This is a genomic window from Streptomyces sp. NPDC088350 (assembly GCF_044753545.1).
GTDB lineage: Bacteria > Actinomycetota > Actinomycetes > Streptomycetales > Streptomycetaceae > Streptomyces.
The window spans coordinates 295,375-319,650 of sequence record NZ_JBIVNL010000012.1 but is presented as its reverse complement, the minus strand read 5'-3'; the positions used below and the strand labels follow the sequence as shown (position 1 = coordinate 319,650).

The 24,276-nt window shown below is 71.5% G+C and carries 19 protein-coding genes, 1 tRNA gene and 1 riboswitch; of the genes, 9 read left to right on the top strand and 11 right to left on the bottom strand.

Annotated features, from left to right (window positions below):
• Positions 1-202: 202 nt before the first annotated feature.
• The gene (locus ACIQBL_RS37455) at positions 203-2,302 is read right to left on the bottom strand and encodes an asparagine synthase-related protein (protein ID WP_401950358.1); all 2,100 of its coding nucleotides are present in this window, start codon (positions 2,300-2,302) and stop codon (positions 203-205) included.
• A gap of 671 nt (positions 2,303-2,973) precedes the next feature.
• Here ACIQBL_RS37455 and ACIQBL_RS37450 point away from each other — a divergent pair.
• The 4 genes from ACIQBL_RS37450 to ACIQBL_RS37435 all read left to right on the top strand — a co-directional run bounded on the left by ACIQBL_RS37450 (position 2,974) and on the right by ACIQBL_RS37435 (position 8,067).
• Complete coding sequence (locus tag ACIQBL_RS37450) at positions 2,974-4,398, top strand: MFS transporter (RefSeq protein ID WP_401950356.1); 1,425 nt, start codon at positions 2,974-2,976, stop codon at positions 4,396-4,398.
• 149 nt (positions 4,399-4,547) lie between these two features.
• Positions 4,548-5,798, top strand: coding sequence for an L-2-hydroxyglutarate oxidase (gene lhgO / locus ACIQBL_RS37445; protein ID WP_401950353.1), 1,251 nt, complete (start codon positions 4,548-4,550; stop codon positions 5,796-5,798).
• Between the two features lie 125 nt (positions 5,799-5,923).
• Positions 5,924-6,697, top strand: a complete 774-nt coding sequence (gene trmB, locus ACIQBL_RS37440) for a tRNA (guanosine(46)-N7)-methyltransferase TrmB (RefSeq protein WP_401950350.1) — start codon at positions 5,924-5,926, stop codon at positions 6,695-6,697.
• A gap of 62 nt (positions 6,698-6,759) precedes the next feature.
• Positions 6,760-8,067 (top strand): PrsW family intramembrane metalloprotease, encoded by a 1,308-nt coding sequence (locus ACIQBL_RS37435; protein ID WP_401950347.1) that lies wholly within the window; start codon positions 6,760-6,762, stop codon positions 8,065-8,067.
• A 7-nt stretch (positions 8,068-8,074) separates the two neighbouring features.
• Here the strand turns inward: ACIQBL_RS37435 and ACIQBL_RS37430 are convergent, their stop codons facing one another.
• The 6 genes from ACIQBL_RS37430 to ACIQBL_RS37405 all read right to left on the bottom strand — a co-directional run bounded on the left by ACIQBL_RS37430 (position 8,075) and on the right by ACIQBL_RS37405 (position 14,411).
• Positions 8,075-9,019 (bottom strand): aldo/keto reductase, encoded by a 945-nt coding sequence (locus tag ACIQBL_RS37430; protein ID WP_401950344.1) that lies wholly within the window; start codon positions 9,017-9,019, stop codon positions 8,075-8,077.
• A 47-nt stretch (positions 9,020-9,066) separates the two neighbouring features.
• A complete protein-coding gene (locus ACIQBL_RS37425) occupies positions 9,067-10,074 on the bottom strand; it encodes a M23 family metallopeptidase (protein WP_401950342.1) in 1,008 nt (335 codons plus the stop codon).
• 11 nt (positions 10,075-10,085) lie between these two features.
• Positions 10,086-10,242: riboswitch (cyclic di-AMP (ydaO/yuaA leader) on the bottom strand.
• 246 nt (positions 10,243-10,488) lie between these two features.
• Complete coding sequence (locus ACIQBL_RS37420; protein WP_401950339.1) at positions 10,489-11,625, bottom strand: PP2C family protein-serine/threonine phosphatase; 1,137 nt, start codon at positions 11,623-11,625, stop codon at positions 10,489-10,491.
• 141 nt (positions 11,626-11,766) lie between these two features.
• Positions 11,767-11,840 (bottom strand) — tRNA-Met (locus tag ACIQBL_RS37415).
• Positions 11,841-11,892: 52 nt separating this feature from the next.
• A complete protein-coding gene (locus ACIQBL_RS37410; RefSeq protein ID WP_401950336.1) occupies positions 11,893-13,098 on the bottom strand; it encodes an alginate lyase family protein in 1,206 nt (401 codons plus the stop codon).
• Between the two features lie 182 nt (positions 13,099-13,280).
• A complete protein-coding gene (locus ACIQBL_RS37405; RefSeq protein ID WP_401950333.1) occupies positions 13,281-14,411 on the bottom strand; it encodes a dihydrofolate reductase family protein in 1,131 nt (376 codons plus the stop codon).
• 84 nt (positions 14,412-14,495) lie between these two features.
• Here ACIQBL_RS37405 and ACIQBL_RS37400 point away from each other — a divergent pair, with 84 nt between their 5' ends.
• The 4 genes from ACIQBL_RS37400 to ACIQBL_RS37385 all read left to right on the top strand — a co-directional run bounded on the left by ACIQBL_RS37400 (position 14,496) and on the right by ACIQBL_RS37385 (position 19,285).
• On the top strand, positions 14,496-14,993 hold the full coding sequence (locus tag ACIQBL_RS37400) for a MarR family winged helix-turn-helix transcriptional regulator (protein ID WP_401950331.1): 498 nt from the start codon (positions 14,496-14,498) through the stop codon (positions 14,991-14,993).
• A gap of 125 nt (positions 14,994-15,118) precedes the next feature.
• Positions 15,119-15,760: a GTP cyclohydrolase II gene (ribA, locus tag ACIQBL_RS37395; RefSeq protein ID WP_401950329.1), complete on the top strand. Its 642-nt coding sequence runs from the start codon at positions 15,119-15,121 to the stop codon at positions 15,758-15,760.
• 157 nt (positions 15,761-15,917) lie between these two features.
• Positions 15,918-18,143, top strand: coding sequence for an MMPL family transporter (locus ACIQBL_RS37390; RefSeq protein ID WP_401950327.1), 2,226 nt, complete (start codon positions 15,918-15,920; stop codon positions 18,141-18,143).
• A gap of 191 nt (positions 18,144-18,334) precedes the next feature.
• Complete coding sequence (locus tag ACIQBL_RS37385; RefSeq protein ID WP_401950324.1) at positions 18,335-19,285, top strand: SGNH/GDSL hydrolase family protein; 951 nt, start codon at positions 18,335-18,337, stop codon at positions 19,283-19,285.
• Between the two features lie 15 nt (positions 19,286-19,300).
• On the opposite strand, the gene ACIQBL_RS37380 is transcribed toward ACIQBL_RS37385, so the two are convergent.
• The 4 genes from ACIQBL_RS37380 to ACIQBL_RS37365 form a co-directional block, all read right to left on the bottom strand.
• Complete coding sequence (locus ACIQBL_RS37380; RefSeq protein ID WP_401950321.1) at positions 19,301-21,610, bottom strand: hypothetical protein; 2,310 nt, start codon at positions 21,608-21,610, stop codon at positions 19,301-19,303.
• A 190-nt stretch (positions 21,611-21,800) separates the two neighbouring features.
• Positions 21,801-22,226 carry an arsenate reductase ArsC gene (locus tag ACIQBL_RS37375; RefSeq protein ID WP_401950318.1) on the bottom strand — a complete coding sequence of 142 codons (426 nt, stop codon included), beginning with the start codon at positions 22,224-22,226 and terminating at the stop codon, positions 21,801-21,803.
• 29 nt (positions 22,227-22,255) lie between these two features.
• Positions 22,256-22,987, bottom strand: a complete 732-nt coding sequence (locus ACIQBL_RS37370; protein WP_401950315.1) for an aquaporin — start codon at positions 22,985-22,987, stop codon at positions 22,256-22,258.
• Complete coding sequence (locus ACIQBL_RS37365) at positions 22,984-23,328, bottom strand: ArsR/SmtB family transcription factor (RefSeq protein ID WP_401950312.1); 345 nt, start codon at positions 23,326-23,328, stop codon at positions 22,984-22,986. The genes ACIQBL_RS37370 and ACIQBL_RS37365 overlap by 4 nt, the downstream gene beginning before the upstream one ends.
• A gap of 79 nt (positions 23,329-23,407) precedes the next feature.
• Here ACIQBL_RS37365 and arsM point away from each other — a divergent pair, with 79 nt between their 5' ends.
• Positions 23,408-24,211 carry an arsenite methyltransferase gene (gene arsM / locus ACIQBL_RS37360; RefSeq protein WP_401950310.1) on the top strand — a complete coding sequence of 268 codons (804 nt, stop codon included), beginning with the start codon at positions 23,408-23,410 and terminating at the stop codon, positions 24,209-24,211.
• Positions 24,212-24,276 lie beyond the last annotated feature (65 nt).

Sequence of the window (24,276 nt, the reverse complement as noted above, 5' to 3'; positions counted from 1 at the left end):
ACCTGGCCGGTCACACGTCTCGTCGAGCCGCGTGGAACGGGTCCCGGTTCCGCGAATGTGACACCACCGGCATGAAGTGGCACATTCGCGGCGACAGCATCCCGGGCGGTGTCCGGCTCCGGGGCCCTCCGAACTCGGACTCCCGGGTCAGCGAAGGCCACCGCCGGAAGCACCGCCACCCACCGCCCACTTGGGGCCCGTCTCAGGCCACCCCCGCACCCCCGCCGGAGGCCAACGCCCCCCGCTGCGGCCTGATCCCCGCTGGTACCGCACGCGCGCGTGCCGGCGTCCCCGTCCAGCATGTGCCCCGGCGGGCCAGCAGCCGTCCCAGCCACAGTTCCAGGGACACCAGGTCCGCGAGGCCGTCCAGGGGCAGCGGCTCACCCTGTGCCGCCGCGCGCAGCGCCTTGCGGACGACGCGGGCCTCCACCAGGCCCGCCTGGGCGAGCAGGGGTGTGTTGAACAGGTCGATCAGGGAGTCCGCGGCCACCCGGAGCCCGGTGCGGGCCGCGGCTGCCGACGACGCGTGGGAGGGGGCGCCCCAGCCGGGCGGGAGGTCGCCCACGCCGGCGCCCTCCAGGACCGTACGGAGAATGGCAGCGCGGGCCCCGGGCTGGACCCGTAGCGCCTCGGGAAGGGTGCGGCAGGCGCGGACCACCTGGTTGTCGAGGAAGGGCGTGTGCAGGCGCTGGGAGCGGATCTCGGCGGCCTGTTCGAGGACGCGCAGGTCGCCCGCGTGCCGGGCCAGCGCGGCCCGCGCGCGGAAGTCGCCGGGGCGCTGTCCCGGGCCGACTCCCTGGCCCTGGCGGCTGGGTGCCCCTTGTAGGCGAACCGATACTTCAGCCAGGGCCTCACCGGTCAGCCAGCGGGCGGCGGGCCCCGGCCTGGCCCAGGTGAGCGCGGCGAGGGACGCGCCGACGGCGCCGCCGGGCTCCTCGAAGCGCTGGTTCATCAGGCGGTCGGCGAGGACTTCGAGTCCCGCGCCGTAGGGAGTGCGGGCGAGCCGGCGGGCCGCGCCGTACACGCGCGCGGGGACCATCACCGAACCGTCCGCCTTCGCCAACGCGGCGACCGGGCGCACCAGATGACGTCGTTTGCGGTCCATCAGCAAATCCGCGAGACGCGCGGGGTGCGCGTCCAGGACCTGGCGGGCGCCGTAGCCGGTGAAGTGGTCGGCGCTGCCCGCGGCGAGCCGCGCGCGGTGGCGGGCGGCGGTGATGAGGGAGGGGCCGGGTTCGTCGGTGAGGGGGCCGTCGAGTTCGGCGTACGGCAGGACGTCCTCGCCGCCGGTCACCACGACGTGGTGCAGGCGGGGGTTGGCCGCGAGGGTGCCCGCCCGCTCCACCTCGGACTCGCGCCCGCGGACGGCGAGATCGTTGAACGTGACGGCGAGGAGCCGCTCGCCCGCGCCGGTGCCGTGCCCGAGGACCGTGCCCGGCGCCCCCGGCAGTCCGGCCGCGAGCAGGGCGAGGGTCCCGGAGGCGGGCCCGCCGGAGAGGTCGGCGCCGATCCCGGGGACGGGCATCCCGCGCGCGGCACGCCGTTCCGCGGGCCCCATGCCGGGCACCGGGCCCGGGTCGATGTCGGGAACGTGCCGGGGCGCGGACAGGCGCGCGCGCACGGCCTCGACGAGTGCGTCTCGTACGGCGTCCACCGCGCTGTCGGGGTCGACGGGCGCGGCGGCGACGGCGAGGGAGGCGACCGGCTCGTACCCGGCGATCTCGCGCGCCCCGGCGCGCAGGATGAGCGCGTGCCCCGGCGGAATGCGACGTACCCCGTCGTACGGCGTGGAGTCGTGCAGCGCGGCCGGCACGTCCGGGGCGGCGAGCAGGGCCGCCAGGTGCCCGAAGTCGAGGTTGGCCTCGATGAGGTCGGCGAGCGGGAGCGCGGCCGTGGAGTAGGCCGTACCGCCGGCCCAGGGGGTGTAGAACACCGGCTTGGCGCCCGCGAGATCACCGCAGACCATGGTGCGGCGGCCGACCTTGACGACCGCCGTGTAACTGCCGGACCAGGCGGTCAGATGCCGAAGTGCCCCTCCGCGCGCGGAGAACAGGCTGAGGCGCAGTTCCTCGTCGGTGGCGCCGCACGTACCGAGGACCGCGATCCGGGTCTCCGCGTCGACCTTCACGACCCGCACCTCGTCGGGCCGCCAGTCGCCGACCGCCCACAGCGGATCCGGGTCGCCCCACAGGAGTTGGGACCCCACCGGGTGCACCGTCTCACCGTCGAGCCCGGTCGCCCCCGCGGAACCGATCGCGGCGGCTCCAGCGGCGGTACTGCTCCATCCCACCAACCACCGCATCGACGCCTCCACAGGCTGTGGACAACCAGTGCACCGCACGAACTGGGCACCATGCTGCCATGAAGGACGCCTTCCGGAGAGCGGGAGAAGCCGCTCGCGATCGCACAAGGACGCCCGGGACGAGGGACAACCGGACAACGACGACCCTACGTCCGCGACGCGAATGCGCCCCCGATACGCTCCCCCAAAACATCTAACGCGCCCTCAACTCCCGTGGTAGGAGCGGTATTGGGCACCAAGCGGTGGGGGCGGTTTTCGGCCAAATCGGCTTTACGAGCACAGGCTTGCGCACGCTCCGTACATGCCGTGCGCACCGCTTCGCACCACGCACAGTCCGGGAGGCGGAGTACGCCTCCCGGACCGGTCCGCCGCCCGCGGGGATGTAGGCGGCGGTGTCCCCCAGCCCACTGGATCCAGTACAGCGGGCCGACCCACGCACGATCCATCGAAGCGCTCCCGCGATGGCCGGAGAAGAGCGCACGCACGGGCGCACGGCCACACGGCGGGGGCACGTCGCAACCCTGCGTGCAAACCCCGCACTCGCGTACGGACCACAATCCCGCCATCCGGAACAATGCCCCTTAACGCTTGGGATGCGGCGAACTACGCTGGGTTTACGAATGCCGCATGGTTATGCCAGCGCGGCAGCCGTCTGTGTCGAGGGGTGGCGCATGTCCAGGGAGCAACGCGGGCCGAACGAAAAACTCGGCACCGTTCTCGCCCTCGCGGGAATCAGCAACGCAGGACTCGCGCGTCGCGTCAACGATCTTGGCGCTCAACGCGGGTTGACACTTCGCTACGACAAGACGTCGGTGGCGCGCTGGGTGTCGAAGGGAATGGTGCCCCAGGGCGCCGCCCCGCACCTCATCGCGGCCGCCATCGGCCAGAAGCTCGGCCGCCCGGTGCCGCTCCACGAGATCGGCCTGGCGGACGCGGATCCCGCGCCGGAAGTGGGCCTCGCCTTCCCCCGGGACGTCGGTCAAGCCGTGCGTTCCGCAACGGAGTTGTACCGGCTCGACCTCGCCGGCCGCCGGGCGGGCAGCGGCGGCATCTGGCAGTCGCTCGCCGGGTCGTTCGCAGTCAGCGCATACGCAACGCCCGCCTCACGGTGGCTCATAACCCCGGCCGACAGTTCGGTGGCGCGCGAGGCGAACTCCGCGGAGGCCTCCGGGACACCGCTCAAAGTCGGCCACAGCGATGTGCAGAAGCTGCGGGAGGCCGCGGAGGACGCCAGGCGCTGGGACTCCAAGTACGGGGGCGGCGACTGGCGTTCGTCGATGGTGCCGGAGTGTCTGCGGGTCGAGGCGGCACCGCTGCTGCTCGGCTCGTACTCCGACGAGGTCGGCAGAGCGCTCTTCGGCGCGAGCGCCGAACTCACCCGCCTCGCCGGGTGGATGGCCTTCGACACCGGTCAACAGGAGGCGGCGCAGCGGTACTACATCCAGGCGCTGCGGCTGGCCCGCGCGGCGGCGGACGTACCGCTGGGCGGCTATGTGCTGGCGTCGATGTCGTTGCAGGCGACGTATCGCGGCTTCGGCGACGAGGGTGTCGACCTCGCGCAGGCGGCCCTGGAGCGCAACCGGGGCCTGGCGACCGCCCGCACGATGAGCTTCTTCCGGCTCGTCGAGGCGCGGTCCCACGCGAAGGCGGGGGACGCCCAGGCGGCCGGCGCGGCGCTGAAGGCGGCGGAGGGGTGGCTGGAGCGGTCCCGTGACGGCGACAACGATCCTTCCTGGCTCGGGTTCTACTCCTACGACCGGTTCGCCGCGGACGCCGCCGAGTGCTACCGGGATCTGAAGGCGCCGCGTCAGGTACGGCGGTTCACGGAGCAGGCGCTGTCGAAGCCGACGGAGGAGTTCGTGCGGTCGCACGGTCTCCGGCTCGTTGTCTCGGCGGTCGCCGAGTTGGAGTCGGGGAATCTTGATGCGGCGTGTGAGCAGGGGGTGCGGGCGGTGGAGGTCGCCGGGCGGATCTCTTCGGCGCGGACGACCGAGTATGTGAAGGATCTTCTGCATCGGCTGGAGCCGTATGGGGACGAGCCGCGGGTTGTTGAGCTGCGGGAGAGGGCTCGGCCGTTGTTGATGGCGCCCGCCTAGGGATCTGCGTGGTTTGTGTCGTCTTGCGAGTGTGGGTGCGCTGTGGCTGGTCGCGCAGTTCCCCGCGCCCCTAGGTGGGCTGCCCTTCCCCGGGTTTGAAGGCACTGTCAGTGGTGCAGTGCACTATCGGAGGCGGGAGGTGGTGCACCGTGGTCGGGTATGACTGTGACGTGCTCGTGGTTGGTGGCGGGATTGTCGGGCTGTCCACGGCGTATGCGATCACTCGTGCCGCGCCGGGCACTCGCGTCACGGTGTTGGAAAAGGAAGGCGGGCCCGCCCGCCACCAGACCGGCCGCAACAGCGGGGTGATCCACAGCGGGATCTACTACAAACCCGGGTCGCTCAAGGCGCGGTACGCGGTGCGGGGTGCTGCCGAGATGGTCAAGTTCTGTGCGGAGTACGGCATCCCGCACGCCGTCACCGGCAAGCTGATCGTCGCCACCGAGCGCGCCGAACTGCCCCGCCTGCACGCGCTCGTGCAGCGCGGCCGGGAGAACGGCATTCCGGTGCGTGAGTTGGGCGGCTCCCAGATCGCCGAGTACGAACCGGAGGTGCGCGGCCTCGCCGCCATACAGGTCGGCACGACCGGCATCTGCGACTACACCGAGGTCGCCCGCCACCTGGCCGAGGCCTCCGGCGCGGAGATCCGTTACGGCACGCGCGTCGCCCACATCGACCGGCGCCCGGAACGTGGAGTCGCCGTCCGCACGGCCACCCCGGCCGGCGGTGACATCGTCCGCGCCCGCGTCCTGGTGAACTGCGCCGGCCTGCACTGCGACGAGGTGGCCCGCCTCACCGGCGACGACCCCGAGATGCGGATCGTGCCGTTCCGGGGCGAGTACTACACGCTGACGCGCCCCGAGCTGGTGAAGGGCCTGGTGTACCCGGTACCGGACCCGGCGTTCCCGTTCCTCGGCGTCCACCTCACCCGCGGCATCGACGGAAGCGTGCACGTAGGGCCGAACGCGGTACCGGCGCTGGCCCGCGAGGGCTACGGCTGGGGTGTCGTACGCCCCCGGGAGATCGCGGCGACGGCGGCCTGGCCCGGGGTGTGGCGGATGGCCCGGCAGCACTGGAGGTACGGGGCGGGGGAGCTGCGGCGGTCGGTGTCCAAGAGCGCGTTCACGAGCGCCGTACAGCGCCTCCTCCCGGCCGTGACAGCGGCAGACCTGGTGCCGTCCCCGGCGGGCGTACGAGCCCAGGCAGTCCTCCGCGACGGCACCCTCGTCGACGACTTCCTGATCAAGGAGGGCCCGCGGGCCGTCCACGTCCTCAACGCCCCGAGCCCGGCGGCCACCGCGTCCCTGCCGATCGGGAGAGAGGTCGCCAGACGAGCACTGGCCGTACTGGGCGAGGAGAAACGCCTCCCGCTCAAAACCCCGGGAAGGGCAACCCCCTAGGGGCCCGGGGCTGTGACATGTGCGGCTCCGCCGCGCGGGCGCGACCAGCCACAACGCACCCGCACTCGCAAGACGACACAAGCCACGCAGACGCTTAGGCGGACGCCCCGTAAAATCACCGCATTGTGACCGACTCACCCAACACCCGAGCCAAGGGCCAGCCCCGTTTCCCCGACGGGCCGACGCCCGACCCCGCCGGCTCCCACTTCGAACGCCGCATCCGAAGTTTCCAGCCGCGCCGGAGTCGGGTAACCACAGGCCAGGCCGACGCCCTCGCCCGCCTGTGGCCCAAGTGGGGCCTGGACATCGACGGGCAACGGAACCTCGATCTCACCGAACTGTTCGGGAACGACAACCCCGTCGTCCTGGAGATCGGCTTCGGCATGGGCGAAGCCACCGCGCAGATGGCCGCCGACGCCCCGGCGACGAACATCCTCGCCGCCGACGTGCACACCCCGGGCCAGGGCAACCTCCTGGGCCTCGCCGACCACCACGGCCTGTCCAACATCCGCGTCGCCAACGGGGACGCCATCATCCTGCTGCGCGAGATGCTCGCCCCGGACTCGCTCGACGGCCTGCGCGTGTACTTCCCGGACCCCTGGCCCAAGAAGCGGCACCACAAGCGCCGGTTGATCCAGGAGGAGTTCCTCTCCCTCGCCGCGACCCGCCTCAAGCCAGGGGCGACCGTGCACTGCGCGACCGACTGGGAGCCGTACGCCGAACAGATGCTCGAAGTGCTCGGTGCGCACCCGGACTTCGAGAACAGCCAAACCGACGGCGGTTTCGCGCCCCGTCCGGACTTCCGGCCGCTGACCCGTTTCGAGGGCCAGGGACTGGACAAGGGACATGTCGTGAACGATCTGCTCTTCCGTCGCGTACCCCACGACGACCAGCACTGACGACCAGCGCTGACGCCAGGCTCCCTCGCGGGCCGTGCCCTTACCTCGTTAGGGTCGATGCCGTGGCCACGTTTCCGCCGTACCCCCCGCACCCCGGCCACCCCGCCGGTGGTGTGCCCGGGCACGGGCCGCGGGTGCGCTGGTGGCGGCGGAAGTGGGTCCGCCATGGCGCGCTGATCGCCCTGCTCACGCTCTCCGGGCTCGTCATCCTCGCCCTCGTCCGCCAACAGACCGGCACGGAAGGCTTCCTGGTGGGCCTCGGGCTCGCCGTACTGCCCGTGCCGCTGCTCGTCGCCGCGTTCCGCTGGCTGGACCGGGTCGACCCCGGCCCCTGGCGGAACCTGCTCTTCTCCTTCGCCTGGGGTGCCTGCGCCGCCGCGTTGATAGCGATCGTCGCCAACAGCTTCGCGACCCGATGGATAGCGACCACGACCGCGGACCCCGCGAGCGCGGACACCCTCGGCGCGACGGTGATAGCCCCGATCGTGGAGGAGTCGGCGAAGGCGGCAGCCGTGCTGCTCGTCTTTCTCTTCCGCAGACGGGACTTCACCGGGATCGTCGACGGGGTGGTGATAGCCGGGGTCACCGCCACCGGCTTCGCGTTCACCGAGAACATCCTCTACCTCGGCACCGCCTTCGGCACCGACCAGCTCACCGGCGACCGCGGCTTCGCCTCCGTCACCGCGGCGACCTTCTTCGTGCGTATCGTCATGTCCCCGTTCGCGCACCCCCTGTTCACCGTCCTCACCGGCATCGGCTTCGGCATCGCCGCCCTCTCCCCCGACCGGCACCACGTCCGGCGCGTGCTGGTACCCCTGACCGGACTGCTGCTCGCGATGGGCATGCACGCGATGTGGAACGGCTCCTCCACGTTCGGCCAGTACGGCTTCTTCGAGGTCTACGGCGCCTTCATGGTCCCCGCGTTCGGCCTGCTCACCTGGCTCGCGGTCTGGACCCGGCAGCGCGAACTGCGCACCGTGCGCGAGGAGTTGCCCGTGTACGTCTGCGCGGGCTGGCTGACCCCGGCCGAACCCTTCGTGCTCGGCTCGATGAAGGCCCGCCGCCTGGCCCGCCAGTACGCCGGCCACCGCCTCGGCAGACCGGCCGCCCGCTCGGTCGCCCAGTACGAGGCGTACGCGACCTCCCTTGCGTTCCTGCGGCACCGGGCCGGACGGGGCCGCGCCGGCGCCGACTTCGCCGTACGGGAAAGGGAGTTGCTGCACGGGCTGTGGCTGTGCCGGGAGGTGGCGCGGCCCGCGCTGGACTACGCGGCGCGGCGGACGGCGCCACCGGTGCCGGTGGTGGTGCCGCCGTGGCCGCCGGTGTACGGGTCGTACGGGACTCCCGTGTACAACCCGTACCGGTCCTGATGCCTGCCTAGGCCGACGCCTCCGTGAGCTTCGCGATCTCCGTGTCCGTCAGCTCCAGTTCGGCCACGGCGAGCAGCGCGGGCAGTTGGTCGACCGTGCGGGCCGAGGCGATCGGGGCCGTGACCGTCGGCCGGGCGGCGAGCCAGGCCAGGGCGACCGTGGCGACCGGGGCGTCGTGGGCCTGCGCGACCTCGTCCAGGGCGGTCAGCACCCGTAGGCCGCGCTCCGATGCGAGGTACTGCGCCGCGCGTCCGGCACGGGCGCTCTCCACGCTCGTACCGGGGCGGTACTTGCCGGTGAGGAAGCCGGCCGCGAGCGCGAAGTACGGAAGGGCGGAGAGGCCGCCGCGTTCGGCTACGTCCCGCAGTTCGCCCTCGTAGGTGTCGCGGGAGACGAGGTTGTAGTGCGGCTGGATCGCGACATAGCGGGCCAGGCCCTCGCGGTCGGAGAAGTCGAGGGACGCCTGGAGCCGCTCGGGGGAGATGTTGGAGGCGGCGATGTGCCGCACCTTGCCCGCCCTGACCAGGTCGTCGAGCGCGCCGACGATCTCCTCGACCGGCACTTCCTCCTTGTCGAAGTGCGGGTAGTAGAGGTCGATGTAGTCGGTGCCCAGGCGGGTGAGGGAGGCGTCGGCGGCGGCCTTGATGTTGGCGGCGGACAGGCCCGGGTACTCGGGGTGCTGGCTGACCTTGGTGGCGATGACGACGTCGGAGCGGTTGCCGCGGGACCTGAGCCACTTGCCGATGACGGTCTCGGACTCGCCGCCCTTGTTGCCCTCGATCCACGCCGTGTACGAGTCGGCGGTGTCGACGAAGTTGCCCCCGGCGGCGGTGTAGGCGTCGAGCACGGCGAACGAGTCCGCCTCGTCGGCGGTCCAGCCGAAGACGTTGCCGCCGAGGACGAGGGGGAACACTTCGAGGTCGGACCGGCCCAGCTTGCGAAGAGAAGTCATGCTCCACGTCAACCGCCGGGCCGGAACCGGATATTCCAGCGGGTGGGTCAGGGGTTGAGGCCCTTGCTGCGCAGCCAGGGCGCCGGGTCGCTGGCGGTGGCCGCGCCGTTGAGGTGCACCTCCAGGTGGAGGTGCGGCCCGGTCACGTTGCCGGTGGCGCCCACGCGGCCGATGACGTCACCGGTGGCGACCTTCTGGCCGACGCTGACGTTGATCGAGGACTGGTGGCAGAACCACAGCTCGGTTCCGTCGCTGAGGGTGATGATCGTGCGGTAGCCGTACGCCCCGGCCCAGCCCGCCTCGGTGACCGTGCCGCTGTGGATGGCCTTGATCAGCGTGCCGGTGGGCGCGGCGAAGTCGAGGCCGGTGTGGTAGCCGGAGGACCACATCGTGCCGGCCTGGCCGAAGGTGCCGGTGATCGTGTACGAGCCGACCGGCAGTGTGTACTGCTTGGCCAGCGCGGCGAGTTTCGTGGCCTCGGACTTCTTCTTGGCGGCGGCCTCCGCGGCCTTCTTCGCGTCGGCGGCCTTCTTCGCGGCGTCCTTCTCGGCCTTGGCCGCGGCGGCGTCGACCTGCTTGGCGACGGCGGCCTCGGCGGCGGCCTGCGACTTGCCGTCGACCTGGAGCTGCTGGAGTTCGGCCTGCTCCATGATCCGGTTGCGCAGCAGCTCGCCCGCGCCCGAGGTGCCCTTGGCGGTCTCGGTGGTGGTCACGCCGACGCTGCTGAGCGCGGTCGCGGAACCCTTGGGGGTGCTGGAGGAGTCGTCCAGCAGGTGGCCCACGGAGGGCAGGTCGGGCAGGGAGATCGAGACCGGCGGCTTGCCGGTGTTGGCGCTGGCCATCCCGCCGGCGCTCACGGCGGCTATGACACCGACGCCCAGGACGGTGGAGCTGCGGGCGAATCCCCCGCCGCCGCGCTGCTTGGCGACGCGGTGCTTGCCGCGCTGGGGAGGAACGGACTCCGCGCTGGGGTTCCACTCCTCCCAGGGGCCCTCGTCGGGGCGGTAACCGCCGTAGACGAACGGGGCTTCTGGGGCAGCAGAGTTGGACGCCACGTGGGCGCGCTCCTTTCCTTCCTTCTCGCCTACCGGGTTAGCTGACGGGTTCGGAGCAGGAAGGTCTCCTACGCGCGTCAACCTGCCGTGTACCCACGGCTGTCGACGAGCGATTCACCCCAAGTGGTGGTTCCCCGGTTCCCTCGCGGGATTCGGCGCGTGCGCACGGAGCCGTCTCTTGTGACGGCTGGGACGACCGCGCTGCGTTATCGAACGTTAATAGACCCGGGTGCCCGATTCCAAGCTGTTCCGCTTGATCATTAACCTTTCCTTGCTGGACGAACGGGCCACCACCGGCGAAAATCGGGCGAGTTGACCAGGTCTCAGAATTCCCACAGCCATTGACGGTATGTCAGTTGTTATGCGGAGGGCGCCCACCCGGTCACGGCCCGTGACAACCGCCGTACATGCCGGTCATGGATGCCGTACGGCGATCATCGCCATGTCGTCCGTCATCCCGCCCCCGGAGTACCGGCGCACCTCCTTGGCGAGGATGCCGAGCAGCGCTTCGGGGCTGCGGAAGGTCCGGCCGGCCAGCCGCTCCCCGGGGTCGTAGAAGACGCCGTGGGAGTCGCGGGCCTCGGACAGGCCGTCGGTGTACACGAGCAGCGTGGAACCTCCCGGGAACGCGAACTCCTCGACGCGGTCGGGCCAGAACCCCAACTCCCCCATCCCGAGCGGCAGTGCGGGCTCCTTGACGAGCAGGGTGTCCACGGTGCCGTCCTCGTGCAGGAGCAGCGGCGGCGGGTGGCCCCGGTCGACGATCCGTACGACGCCGTCGCCGTGCGGGAGTTCGGCGAGGACGGCCGTGGTGAACCCCTCGAACGCGTCGAGCCCGTCGCGCCGGGTGCCCTCGCGCGCCAGCGCCCGCTCCAGCCGCTGCGCGACCGCCTCCAGGGTGACCTCCTGCTCGGCGGCCTCCCGGAACGCCCCGATGACCACGGCGACGGCCGCGACCGCGCCCATGCCCTTGCCGCGCACGTCGCCGACGACCAGCCGTACGCCGTGCGGGGTGTCCTGCACCGCGTACAGGTCGCCGCCGATGAACGCGCCCTCCTGCGCCGCCTCGTAGCGTGCCGCGATCTCGAACCCGCCGATCCGCTCGGCCGGTTCGGGCAGTACGGCGCGCTGGGCGGCCTCCGCGATCTCGCGCACGGAGGCGAGCTGTTCGCTGCTGCGGCGGACGAGGACGTTGATGAGCACGGCGAGGACGGCGACCGTCGCCACGGTGGCCGCCTCGGTGACCGCGTCGGCGTGGAGGACGATGCCGAGCCTGATGTGGGTCACCAGGACGACGGCGACGGAGGCCAGGCCGGTGAGCACGGTGCCGCGCCGCGAGTACAGCGGGGCGGCGACGAGCGGGGCGGCGGTGAAGAACGGGGCCGCGGTGAAGTCCTGCGGGGTGAGGTAGTCGTAGAACGCGCCGACGATCAGCAGCAGCGCGGGCAGGCGGTGGACGACGGCGCGGGTGTTCGAGATGCGCCGTCCCTCGACGCGGCCGAGGCCGGGGTCGGGCACGGGATCGGCGGGCAGGCGCCCGCCGGCTCGCATGTACGGACCCTCCTCCTCCACGCGTCCAGTTTTTCCCGGTGGGGGGAGGGCGGCGAGCGGGGTGGGCCGACAGGGGGAGAAACGCGAGGGAGAAACACCAAGGGCCGGAATCCGTTTCCGGATTCCGGCCCTTGGCCTTAGTAGCGGGGACAGGATTTGAACCTGCGACCTCTGGGTTATGAGCCCAGCGAGCTACCGAGCTGCTCCACCCCGCGCCGTTGTGATTGCAACTATACGCCATCCGCGGGGTCCGATGTCACACGTGTTTCAGTCGGCCGGGTTCCCGGCGTGCGTGAGGGTCTCCCAGGAGACGAAGAGGTCGTCGCTGCCGGCCGGCCGGGTCGACTCGGCGAGCCGGTGCGCGGAGGGCACCTTCATGCCGAGCCGGTCCTCCAGGTGGTTGAGGGCGACCTCCAGGTCGGGGCCCATGTTCCGGTCGACCTTCCCGCCGCAGAGCCAGGCGGGCGCGGACTCGCCGAGCTGGTAGCGGGCGTGGAGGTCGAGGGCGGCGGCGAGCCGGTCCTTGACCTCGTTGTAGAGGTCGACCCCTTGGTGCCAGGCGGTCTCGGCGATGTGGGCCGTGGCGGCGAGCGAGTACCCGACGTGCTTGAAGTTGCGGCACGTCTCCTGGGCGACGCCGTCCCTGAAGGTGGTCTGCTTGAACCAGTACGTCGTCAGCTTCTGCGGGGTGGTGACGCTGGAGCGGGCCGGGGTGAGCGGCACCTTGCCGTCCTTGGCGAGGTAGAAGTAGGCGGGCACGCGGTCGCGGAAGCGGGTGACGGCCGCGTCGAAGGCCTTGTGGTCGTCGAGGAAGACGGCGATGCCGATCGCGGCGTCGGTCATCGCGAGGTCCCAGTTGCCGTTGTAGTCCGGCAGGTCCTTGGTGACCTCGGGCTGGTAGGCGGTGCGCAGCATCGTCGCGAACCGCCGCACCCGGTCCGCCGGCCACCCGGCGCCCGGCGCGTACCGCACGATCTCCGCCGCCCGCGCCCACGTCGAGCCCGCCCACGCGGTCTGGAGCCCGGCGTCCTCGGAGGTGTGCTCCTTCATCCTCGCCGACCAGTCGTCCATGATCTCCCGCGCCTTGAGCGCGTGGTGCTGCTTCCCGGTGATGCTGAACAGCAGGGCCTGCGTGTACGCCGCGATCGCGTCCTCGCGCTCCTCGACACAGCCGTGCGCGGCCTTGCCGTTCCAGGGGCAGTCGACGTCGGCGTACGGCTTCGCCGTGTACTTGTACGACCCGTACTTGCTGTCCCGCATCCCGAAGTACGCCTTCAGCCAGGGCTGCTTGCCGGCGGTCACGTTCTTCCGTACGGCGTCCAACTGGCCCTTGCTGACCAGCACTCCGGGGTGGGTGAACGCCGCGTCGGCGGGCAGGGCCCGTGCCATGGTCCGGGTACCGGTGTCCGTCGCCGCGCAGGAGGCGAGAAGCCCTACGACCACGGTCGCACCCAGCACCGCCACTGCCCTCATGTGTCCTACCTCCGCGTTGTCCGCACCGGGTTCACTGCGAGCGTGACCCGGTGGGCGGTGAGCCGCAGGATCTGATGGGCCGGTCGGGGAGCGGCGAGGGCCGGGGGGCAGGGGGTGTTCCGCAGAAACGTGACACTCACCCCCCGAGGTGTCACATTTCTGCGGAGAGGGGTGGGTGCACCTCAGCCGAGCAGATGCCGGTTCGGCGCCTTCGCCCGCTCCTCGTACTCCGGCAGTACGACCACCGACACCCCCCGCGCCGCCAACATCCCACTCCCGTCCGCCCCCTCCACGAACGTGTCCGGCTCGCGCCAGGCCGTCACCACGCGCCGTACGCCCGCGTCGAGGATCAGACGGGCGCAGGGCTTGGGGCGGGAGGCGCGATGGGTGCAGGGTTCGAGGCTGGTGTAGACCGTGGCGGTGGGGAGGCGGGGGTCCGCCGGGTCCAGCTCGGCCAGGGCCGCCTCCTCCGCGTGGACCACCGGGTCGCCGGCCTCGCGGGAGTGGCCCCGGGCGAGTTCCGTGCCGTCCTCGGCCACGACCACCGCGCCGACGCTGAACGCCGTCTCCGAAGGCGGGCAGTCCGCGGCCAGGGCGCAGGCCAGGGCGAGCCAGTGGTGGTCGGCGGCGGAGGGGAGGTCGCCGGTGCCGGGGGCGGTGGGTTCGTAGCGCATGAGGACCACGTCCTCGATGGGGCGGGTCTCCACGAGGCGGAGGCGGCCTGCCTGGTAGGTGCCGGGGCCGAAGAGGCGGGGGGCGTCCGGAGTGCCCACGAAGAGGGGGGACAGGACGAGGTGGAGTTCGTCGGCGAGGCCCTGCTGGAGCAGCTGGGTGTGGATCGTGCCGCCGCCCTCGACCATCAGGCGGTCAACTCCCCTGACGGAGTGGAGGTGTTCGAGCAGTCGGCGCCAGTCGAGTTCCGGGCCCAGGGCGAACACGTCTGCGGCGAGGCCGAGTTGGCGTGCTCGCTCCGCGCCCTTGTCCGTCGTGAAGACGAGTTTGCCGCCGCCCGTGTGCCAGAAATTCGCCGTCGGGTCCAGGTCGCCGGAGCCGCTGACCGTGACCTTGAGGGGGTATTCCGGCTTGCCGGCGGCGCGGCGGGCGGCGCGGCGCTCGGGGGAGTTGACGAGGAGGCGGGGGTTGTCGGCGCGGATCGTGCCGGCGCCGATCAGGATCGCGTCCACGGACGCCCTGACCTCGTCGACGCGGTCGAAGTCGGCCGGGCTGGAGAGGAGCAGCCGGTCGGGGCCGGTGTCGTCGAGGTAGCCGTCGAGGGAGACGGCGGCGGACAGCAGGACGTAGGGGAAGGACATCGACGCGCTCTCGGCTCGACGGAACAGCGGGGCTGGGAAACGGCGGGGCTTGGTTCAAGTTTGAAACAAAACTACACTGGGGGCATGACGACTCGCTGGCTCACCGCCGAGGAGCAGAGCGCCTGGCGCGCGTACATCGCCGCGACGCACCTCCTGGAGGACGCGATCGACCGGCAGCTCCAGCAGGAGGCCGGCATGCCCCACCTGTACTACTCCATCCTGGCCAACCTCTCCGACGTACCGGACCACCGGCTGCGCATGACCGACCTCGCCGAGAAGTCGAAGATCACCCGGAGCCGGCTGACGTACGCCGTGACCCGGCTGGAGAAGGACGGTCTGGTGCGCCGTGAGGGGTGTCCGTCGGACAAGCGGGGCAGCACCGCCGTCCTGACCGACGAGGGGATGGCCGTCCTGGTGCGTACCGCGCCGGGCCATGTCGAGACCGTGCGCGCCGCGATCTTCGACCATCTCACCCCGGAGCAGGTGGGCCAGCTGGAGGAGATCAGCACCGGTATCGCGCGGGCGCTGGAGGCGCCGGAGGACGTGCCGTGGCGCCGCCGCTCCTCCCCCTCGTGTTCGTGAGCCGTCCCACAATTCTGTTGCTTCAAATTTAAAGCATGGGGTAGTCTCCGTGATCGTGGATGTGCTTCAAAACTGAAGCACATCCGGCAACGGCCACAACTGTCCACCGGACCGGGAGAACCCGCATGCCCGACTTCCCCGCCGCCACCCCGCGTGCCCGCGTCCGGGTACCGCTGCGCTTCCAGGACGGCTACGGCGTCGACGCCGAACTCGTCACCTTCCACGGCCTGACCGACGGCCAGGAGCATGTCGCGGTCGTCCTCGGCGACCCCGCCCCCGGCACCACCCCGCTGGTCCGGCTGCACTCCGAGTGCCTGACCGGCGACGTCTTCGGCTCCGCCCGCTGCGACTGCGGACCCCAGCTGCGCGAGGCCGTCGAGCGCATCGCCGACCGCGGCGGTGTCCTGCTCTACCTGCGCCAGGAGGGCCGGGGCATCGGCCTCTACAACAAGCTCGACGCGTACGCCCTCCAGGACCAGGGCCTCGACACGTACGCGGCGAACACCGCGCTGGGCCTGCCCGAGGACGCCCGCGACTACACGGCCGCCGCCCAGATGCTCACCGCCCTCGGGATCACGTCCCTGGACCTGCTGTCCAACAACCCCGACAAGGCCGACCAGTTGCGCGGCCTGGGCATCGAGGTCCACGACCGCGTCCCGACCGGTGTGTTCACCACCCCGCACAACGTCCGGTATCTACGCGCGAAGGTCCTGCAGACCCAGCACACCCTGCCGCTGGGCCAGTTGACGGAGCTGCACGCGGGTTGAGCCGCTCCGTGCGGGGCCCGGTGGTGTAGCGGGCTACACCATCCATTCGGGAGGGCACTCCCTCGTGCCGGGGAGCGGCCGGCGGAAGGCTTGAGACCACGATCACGAACGCGATCCGGATCTCGACCGACCGCCGACTCGGAGGCCTTCCCCAGCCATGGCTACTCTCCTCTATCACTTGGGCCGCGTGGCCTTCCGGTGGCGCTGGTTCGTCACCCTCCTGTGGGTGGCGGTCCTCGGCGCCGTCGGATTCGCCGCCACCAAGGCCCCCGCCGCTCCCGACGACGGCTTCACCATGCCCGGCATCGAGTCGCAGAAGGCGTTCGACCTGCTGGAGCAGCGCTTCCCCGGCACCGCGGCGGACGGCGCCAACGCCCGGATCGTGTTCGTCGCGCCGAACGGCGAGAAGGTCACCGCGACCGAGAACAGGGCGGCGATCGAGAAGCTGGTGACGGAGGCGGCCGACGGTTCCCAAGTCGCCTCCGCCGTCGACCCGTTCGCGGCGAAGGCGGTGAGCAAGGACGCGTCGACGGCGTACTCCACCGTCACCTTCGAGGTGAAGGCCCACGACCTCACCGACTCCGCCAAGACCCATCTGGAGCGGGCCATCGACACGGCCCGGAACGCGGGCCTGACCGTCGAGGTCGGCGGCGACGCGCTCGCCACCCAGCCCGCGGCGGGCGGCAGCGCCGAGGCGATCGGCATCGCGATAGCGGCCGTGGTCCTGCTCATCACCTTCGGTTCGCTGGCCGCGGCCGGCCTGCCCCTCCTCACCGCGATCATCGGCGTCGCCATCAGCATGTCCGGGGTCCTCGCCCTGGGCAGCACCTTCGGCCTCTCCGAGACCACCGGCACCCTCGCCACGATGCTCGGCCTCGCCTGCGGCATCGACTACGCCCTGTTCGTCGTCTCCCGCTACCGCGAGGAACGCGCCAAGGGCCACGCGCCCCGCGAAGCCGCCGGACTGGCGGCCGGTACGGCGGGTTCGGCAGTGGTGTTCGCCGGTCTGACCGTTGTCATCGCGCTGGCCGGTCTGTCGGTGGTCGGCATCCCGATGCTGACGAAGATGGGCCTCGCGGCGGCCGGCGCGGTCCTCCTGGCCGTCCTCATCTGCCTGACCCTCGTCCCGGCGATCCTCGGCTTCTGGCCCAACGCCGTCCTCTCCCGCCGCGAACGCAAGAACAAGGCCAAGGGCAAGGGCAGGGCCGAGCGGGGCAACGGCGAGAACGGCGGCAGCCGCTGGGCCCGGATCGTCGTACGCCACCCGATCCCCGTCCTGCTGCTCGGCGTCGTGGGCCTCGGCGCGATGGCGCTGCCCGCCCTCAACCTCCAGCTCGGCATGCCCGGCGACGAGGCCAAGTCCACCGCCACCACCGAACGCCGTGCCTACGACGACCTCGCCCAGGGCTTCGGCCCCGGCTTCAACGGCCCCCTGACCATCGTCGTCGACGCCAAGAAGGCGGAGGACGCGAAGAGTGCCGTAGCGACGATCTCGAAGGAGATAGCGGCCACCGACGGAGTGGTCTCCGTGTCACCGGCCCGCTTCAACACGGCAGGCGACACGGCGGTGTTCTCCGCGACCCCCGCCACCAGCCCCACCGACGAGAAGACCAAGCAGCTCGTCCAGACGATCCGCGACGAACGATCGGGGATCGAGTCGAAGTCCTCCGGCGCGAGCTTCGAGGTCACCGGTACGACCGCGCTGAACATCGACGTGGCGCAGAAGGTCCAGGACGCGCTGATCCCGTACCTGGCCCTGGTGGTGGGCCTGGCGATCGTGCTGCTGCTCCTGGTCTTCCGCTCGCTCCTGGTCCCCCTGAAGGCGGCCCTCGGCTTCCTCCTCTCGGTGCTCGCGGCGCTCGGCGCGGTCGTCGCGGTCTTCCAGGAGGGGCACCTGGCCTCCTGGCTGGGCGTCGACCAGACCGGCCCGATCATGAGCCTGATGCCGATCTTCCTGGTGGGCATCGTCTTCGGACTCGCCATGGACTACGAGGTGTTCCTCGTCTCCCGGATGCGTGAGGCCTACGTCCACGGGGACGGGCCAGGGCAGGCGATCGTCTCCGGGTTCCGGCACAGCGCCCGGGTGGTCGTGGCCGCCGCGCTGATCATGATGGCGGTGTTCTCGGGCTTCATCGGCGCGGGCGCCTCGATGATCAAGATGATCGGCTTCGGGCTGGCCATCGCGGTCCTGTTCGACGCGTTCGTCGTCCGCATGGCGATCGTGCCGGCCGTCCTCTCCCTGCTCGGCCACAAGGCCTGGTACCTGCCCCGCTGGCTGAACCGGATCCTCCCCCGCGTGGACGTCGAGGGCGAGGCCCTGAGCCACAAGGTCCCGGCACCGGCCACCGACACCCCGACCGCCCGCCTCACACCCGTCCCCTAGGGATCCCGCAGACCGGGGCCGCCGAGAGCGGTGGCGGCCCCGCGGCGCCGGATCCTGTGGGGACGGGGACCGGCGCAAGTCCCGGGCCCGGCGACGGGGCACTCCCCCCGCCCGTCGCCGGGCCCGCGGACGTCCAACTACGCAAGTTTTAGCCGCATTTACTCAATTTCCGACAGCGAGAGGGCACCTCGATGAAGACCTCCGTACAGGCCGGAGTCGCCGGGCTCCTCGCCTGCGGCACGCTGCTCACCGTCGTCCTGGTCACCCGCGACGGCGACGGCGGCGACGACCACACCGGCATCGCCTACTCCGCCCCGTCCAAGGGCCCGTACGTGGCGCTCGGCGACTCCTACACCGCCGGTCCCGGCATCACCGACCCCACCGGAACCCCCGCCGGCTGCGACCGCTCCGCCGGCAACTACCCGGCCCTCGTCGCCGCCGAACTCGGCCTCAGGGGAGGGAAGTTCCGCGATGTGAGCTGCAGCGGCGCCACCACCGCCGACCTCACCACCCACCAGAACACCGACGACGGCACCAACCCGCCCCAGCTCAGGGCGCTTTCGTCCGAGACCCGCCTGGTCACCGTCGGCATCGGCGGCAACGACATCGGCTTCGGCTCGGTGATCAAACGGTGCGTGGCCATGGGCGCGCTGTACCGACTGACCGGCAGCGGCAAGTACTTCACCGAGGACGCGCCCTGCGAGCGCAACTACGTCAACGGCGACTCCGACAAGGTGAAGCAGAAGATCGCCACGGCCGGCGACCGGCTCACCCGGGTCCTGACCGAGGTCCGGCGCCGCGCCCCCGAGGCCCGCGTGTACGTCGTCTCCTACCCGGCGATCCTGCCCTCCGACAGCGCCGACTGCGGCCGAGAGATGTCCCTCGCACCGGGCGACGTGACCTTCCTCCGCGAGAAGGAGCAACAGCTCAACACGATGCTGCGCCAACGGGCTTCGGAGGCCGGGGCCGGCTACGTCGACACGTACACCCCCTCCGCCGGCCACAACGCCTGCACGGCGAAGGCCACCCGCTGGATAGAACCGCTCGCACCGCAGAACCCGGCGGCTCCGGTGCACCCGAACGCGCGCGGGGAGCGGGGCATGGCGGACGCGGTACTGCGCACGATCAAGTCGGCCCTGTGACGACCTTCAGCAGGGTCATGGCCTACCGGGCCGGACGGTGACGTAGGTCCAGCCGCTCCACGCGGACCCCGTCTGCGCACCCTTGGTCGGCGGTGTGTAGTGGCCGCGCAGGCGGTAACGGCCGTTGTCCGCGAAGAGTTCGAGGGCGCGGCTGTAGCCGTACCAGCCGTCGCCGTACAACGGCACGCACTTCTGCGAGGTGACCTGGTGCCACGCTCCCGAGGTGGAGCGCTCGACGTACACCGACATGCATCCGGTGGACTGGTGGGGAGCGACCTTGAGGTCGTAGCCCATGTTCACCTCGGACTTGTAGAACACCTGATACGTCGTCGAACCGATCCGGGTGGTCGCGAGCGGCCATTGCAGCTGGGTCCGCGTCACGGCCGGTGTGAGCGTCACGGCGTGCGTCGCTGTCCGTGGGGCGTAGCGGTAGTCGCCCGCGAAGACCGCGGTGAAGGTGGTGTTGCGGGTGACCTTGACCGTCGCCACCAGGTTGCCCGACGAGTCGACGCGGCCGGTCCTGAGCTGGGTGCGGGACTTTCCGGCGGGCTGCGAATAGAGCGTCACCGTACGGGAGTTGTACGTCGTCCCGAGGTGCGCGGTGACCTTGGCCGCGGCACCGGAACGGTAGGCGCCCGCGTTCGCCGTGACGCTCAGCGCCGGAGTGGCCCGGGAGACCTGGACGTTCGCCGACGCGGTCACCGGGAGGTAGGCCGTGCCGCCGTCGTAGGTGACGGTGTAGGTGTTGGTGCTGCCGACCTGCGGTGTGTCGTGGACGGTGAAGCCGCCGTCGGCTGCGGGCGTGACCGCGGGGAGGGCGTAGCCGGACGGGTGGGCCGCGTCCGTCTTGACCACGTGGACCGTGCCGGTCGTCAAGTGGGCGTGGGGCCAGGTGAGTTGACCGGTGACGACGAGCGGCGCGGCGCGGGTGCCGGCGGCGGGCGACGACAGGGTCAGGGTCGGCTCGTACTTGGCGAGGGGGACGTCGAAGGTCCGGGTGGCCGGGGCGTAGTGGCCGCCGCCGGAGTAGTCGACGCGGTAGCTCAGGGTGCCGGTGAGCGGGGCGGTGTCCTGGATGCCGTACGTGCCGAAGGTGGCCCTCGGACTCGCCGGGACCCTGGTCACGTCGGGTACGGCCACGCCGTCCGGATGGGTGTCGTCGTAGCGCGTTATCCGTACGGAGCCCGGGAGTTGACCGTTGTCGCCCGCGTCGAGCGAGAGCGTGGAGTCGAACACCGCCGTGAAGGACAGGGGCTCCCCGGGAGCGAACGGCTCGGTGCCGGGCCCGATGATCCTGACGGCGGCGGTCTCCGGGGACCGGGTCAGCTGCAACGTCGGTGTTCCGCCGGCGGGGTCCACGGACACGGCGTACAGCCGGCTCGCGTCCGGCGTCCAGGCGAGCCCGTGCGCGGCCGGCCGTAGCGAATCGTCGATCACGTGCTCGCCGTAGAAGCCGGAGCCGCTCACCGGAACGGTCAGATACGCCCGGCCGTCCCAGCCGGCCAGGGTGCCATCGGGCGCGACGGCCAGGGCTGGGGCGCCCAGCGCGTTGCCGAACGCGCCTTCCGTTGCCAGGTCGGAGAAGCGGAGCCGGTTCGCGAACACGTTCCGCGACGACGCGACCGCGACGTCCTGCCCGTCCGCGCTGACCGCGAAGTCGGTCAGGTCGGGGATCGGCTCCGTCCGGGCCGCCTGCCGCGTCAGCGCGCCGCCGTCCGCGATCCGGTACGTGACGAACGCCGAGGTGTCCCCCGTCTGTACGGCCGCGACGAGCGCGCCGGACGGTGTCGGCGTCGTCGCCAGCATGGGCGTGCCGGCCCAACTCCCGTCGTCCCGCGCTGTCTTCACCGTCCCGGTGGCGTCCACCGACCCGATGCCACCGGTGCCCGCCGCCGTCCCGTACCCGAACCAGAGCGTGCCCCCGGCGACGGCCAGCGAGTCGGGCCGCGTACCGGCACCGGTGCCGTAGCGGGCGGTCTCCGCCAGCGTGTCCGTACTGATCGCGGCGATCGCGTCCTGGTCCGGCAGCGCCGCGTAGAGCGTGGAACCGTCGTCCGACAGCGCCAGCCCCGTGGCCCCCGGCTCCCCGCCGATCGTCGTAGCGTCGCCGCCGTCGAGATCGGTCACGAGGATGCCGTCCGTGCCGGCGCCCCCGCTGAAGAAGAGATGCCCGTGGGCCGCGTCCACCAGCAGGTGCGAGAAGCGCGCGATGGGCAGCGACACCCCCGACACCGCGTACGAGTCGGCCGCCCCGGGGACGATCACCCCCGTCAGTCCCAGTACCGTCGCCGCAGCGGCCAGCAGCGGAAAACGCCCCGTCTTCACGCAGGTCCCCCCGGACACACGATGGGGCCCCGGCCGCGCGATGGCGCCGGGGCGTAAGCCCTCAGGTCAAGTTCTGCGCGGATCGTACTACGTGGTCTGCGGCGGCCCTTCTGCGCGCGGAACCCCGGGATCGAGGCGGCGACATCCGCACAGTGAGTGGCACAGGGGGTGAGGAGCTCGCACCCCCGTATCAGGCCGGCGTCGCCGGAATCCCGAGCTCGCCCAGCAGACCGCGCACCCGCCGCTCGATCTCCTCCCGGATCGGCCGCACGGCGTCCACCCCCTGCCCCGCCGGGTCGTCGAGCCGCCAGTCCAGGTACCGCTTGCCCGGGAAGACGGGGCAGGTGTCCCCGCAGCCCATCGTGATCACGACGTCCGAGGACCGCACGGCCTCGACGGTGAGCACCTTCGGCGTCTCGGCGGAGACGTCGATCCCCACCTCCGCCATGGCCTCGACCACCGCCGGGTTGACCGTCTCGGCGGGAGCGGAACCCGCCGACCGGACCTCGACCCGGTCACCGGCGAGATGGGTGAGGAAGGCGGCGCCCATCTGGGAACGGCCGGCGTTGTGGACGCAGACGAACAACACGGAGGGGCGCGGGGCGGCGGAAGTCATGGCGGGTGTCCTTGGGGGCTGAAGTCCGGTCAGGAGGAGGCGAGTTCGGGTTCACCGTGCGGGACGACGACGTCCGTCGTACGAACGGGACGTCCGTATACGACGGCCACGGCCGCCAACCCGACTACGGCGCCCAGCAGTTGCGCCCCGACGAACGGGGCGACGGAGGCGGGGGCGATCCCGGCGAAGGTGTCGGTGAAGGCGCGGCCGACGGTGACCGCGGGATTCGCGAAGGAGGTCGAGGAGGTGAACCAGTAGGCGGCCCCGATGTAGGAGGCCACGGCCGCCGGGGCCAGGGAGGCGCGACCGGCGCGCTCCAGCCCGAGGACGAGCAGGACCAGCCCGCCCGTGGCGACGACCTCACCCAGTAACAGGTGGCCGCCGGACCGCTCGTGGGTGGAGAACTCCACCAGCGGCTCGGCGAACATGGCGTCGGCCAGCACCGCGCCGGCGATCGCCCCGGCAACCTGCGCCGGAACGTACGCGGCGACCTCCCGCAGTCCCGGCCCGGATCCGCTACGACGGCCGCTCGCCCAAGTGGCCAGCGTCACGGCGGGGTTGAAGTGCGCGCCGGAGACCGGCCCGAGCAGCGTGATCAGCACGCCCAGACCGAGGACGGTGGCCAGGGAGTTGGCCAGCAACCGCACGCCGACGTCGTGCGACAGCTCGGCCGCCTGGATGCCGGAGCCCACGACCACGGTCACCAGCAGCCCGGTCCCGACCGCCTCGGCGACGGCACGGCGAGCGAGGGAGGCCGTCACAGGGTCACTCCGGTGCCGGCCTGCGGAGTCGTCAGGAACGCGGCGAGCTGGTCCAGGACCCCGGGCAGCGCCCAGTAGTACACCCACGTCCCACGGCGTTCGCAGTCGATCAGACCGGCCTGCCGCAGCAGCTTGAGGTGGTGGGAGATCGTCGGCTGGGACAGGTCGAAGGCCGGCGTCATCTCGCACACGCAGACCTCGCCGCCCTCCCGCGAGGCGATCATCGACAGCAGACGCAGCCGCACGGGATCGCCCAGCGCCTTGAACACCTTCGCCAGCTCGGTGGCACGTTCGTCGCCCAGGGGCGCCGAAGCGACCACCTCAAGCTCTTGTTTCGACATCCTTCTATGTTGACGTCTTTCAATCCAAGGCGCAAGGTTGAATCAATGAACGTCAATACAGGCAGCTAGGAGTGGAGAAATGAGCGAACAGTCCACCGAGCCCAGCGAGTCAGGCGCCAACCTGCGCGAAACCGTCCGCCGGCGCTACGCCGCCGCAGCCGTGAAGGTCACCGAGGGCGGCACCGCCTGCTGCGGCCCCGAGCCCGTCAAGAGCGAGACCGCGACCGACGAGAACTTCGGCGCCACGCTCTACCCCACCGCCGAACGGACCGGCCTCCCCACCGAAGCGCTCGCCGCCTCCCTCGGCTGCGGCAACCCCACCGCCGTCGCCGAACTCCGCGAGGGCGAACGCGTCCTGGACCTCGGCTCCGGCGGCGGCATCGACGTCCTGCTCTCCGCGCGCCGCGTCGGCCCCACCGGCAAGGCGTACGGGCTGGACATGACCGAGGAGATGCTCGCCCTCGCCCTGGGCAACGCCGAGAAGGCGGGCGCCACCAACGTGGAGTTCCTCAAGGGCACCATCGAGGCGATCCCCCTGCCCGCGAACACCGTCGACGTGGTCATCTCGAACTGCGTGATCAACCTGTCCGTCGACAAGCCCGCCGTCTTCACCGAGACCTTCCGCGTCCTCCGGCCCGGCGGCCGTATCGGCGTCTCCGACGTCGTCGCCGACGACACCCTCACCCCCGAACAGCGCGCGCAGCGCGGCGACCACGTCGGCTGTATCGCGGGTGCGCTGTCCTTCGCCGAGTACCGCACCGGCCTCGAGGCCGCCGGCTTCACCGGTGTCGACATCACCCCGACCCACCCCGTCGCGGACGGCATGCACGCGGCCGTCATCCGCGCCGACAAACCCACAAGCTCACAAGCTCACAAGCGGTAGCGGGCCAGGGAGCGCGGTGCCGCTCGTGTCGGCTCATGCCGCATCGTCCGCGCACGAGTGACGCG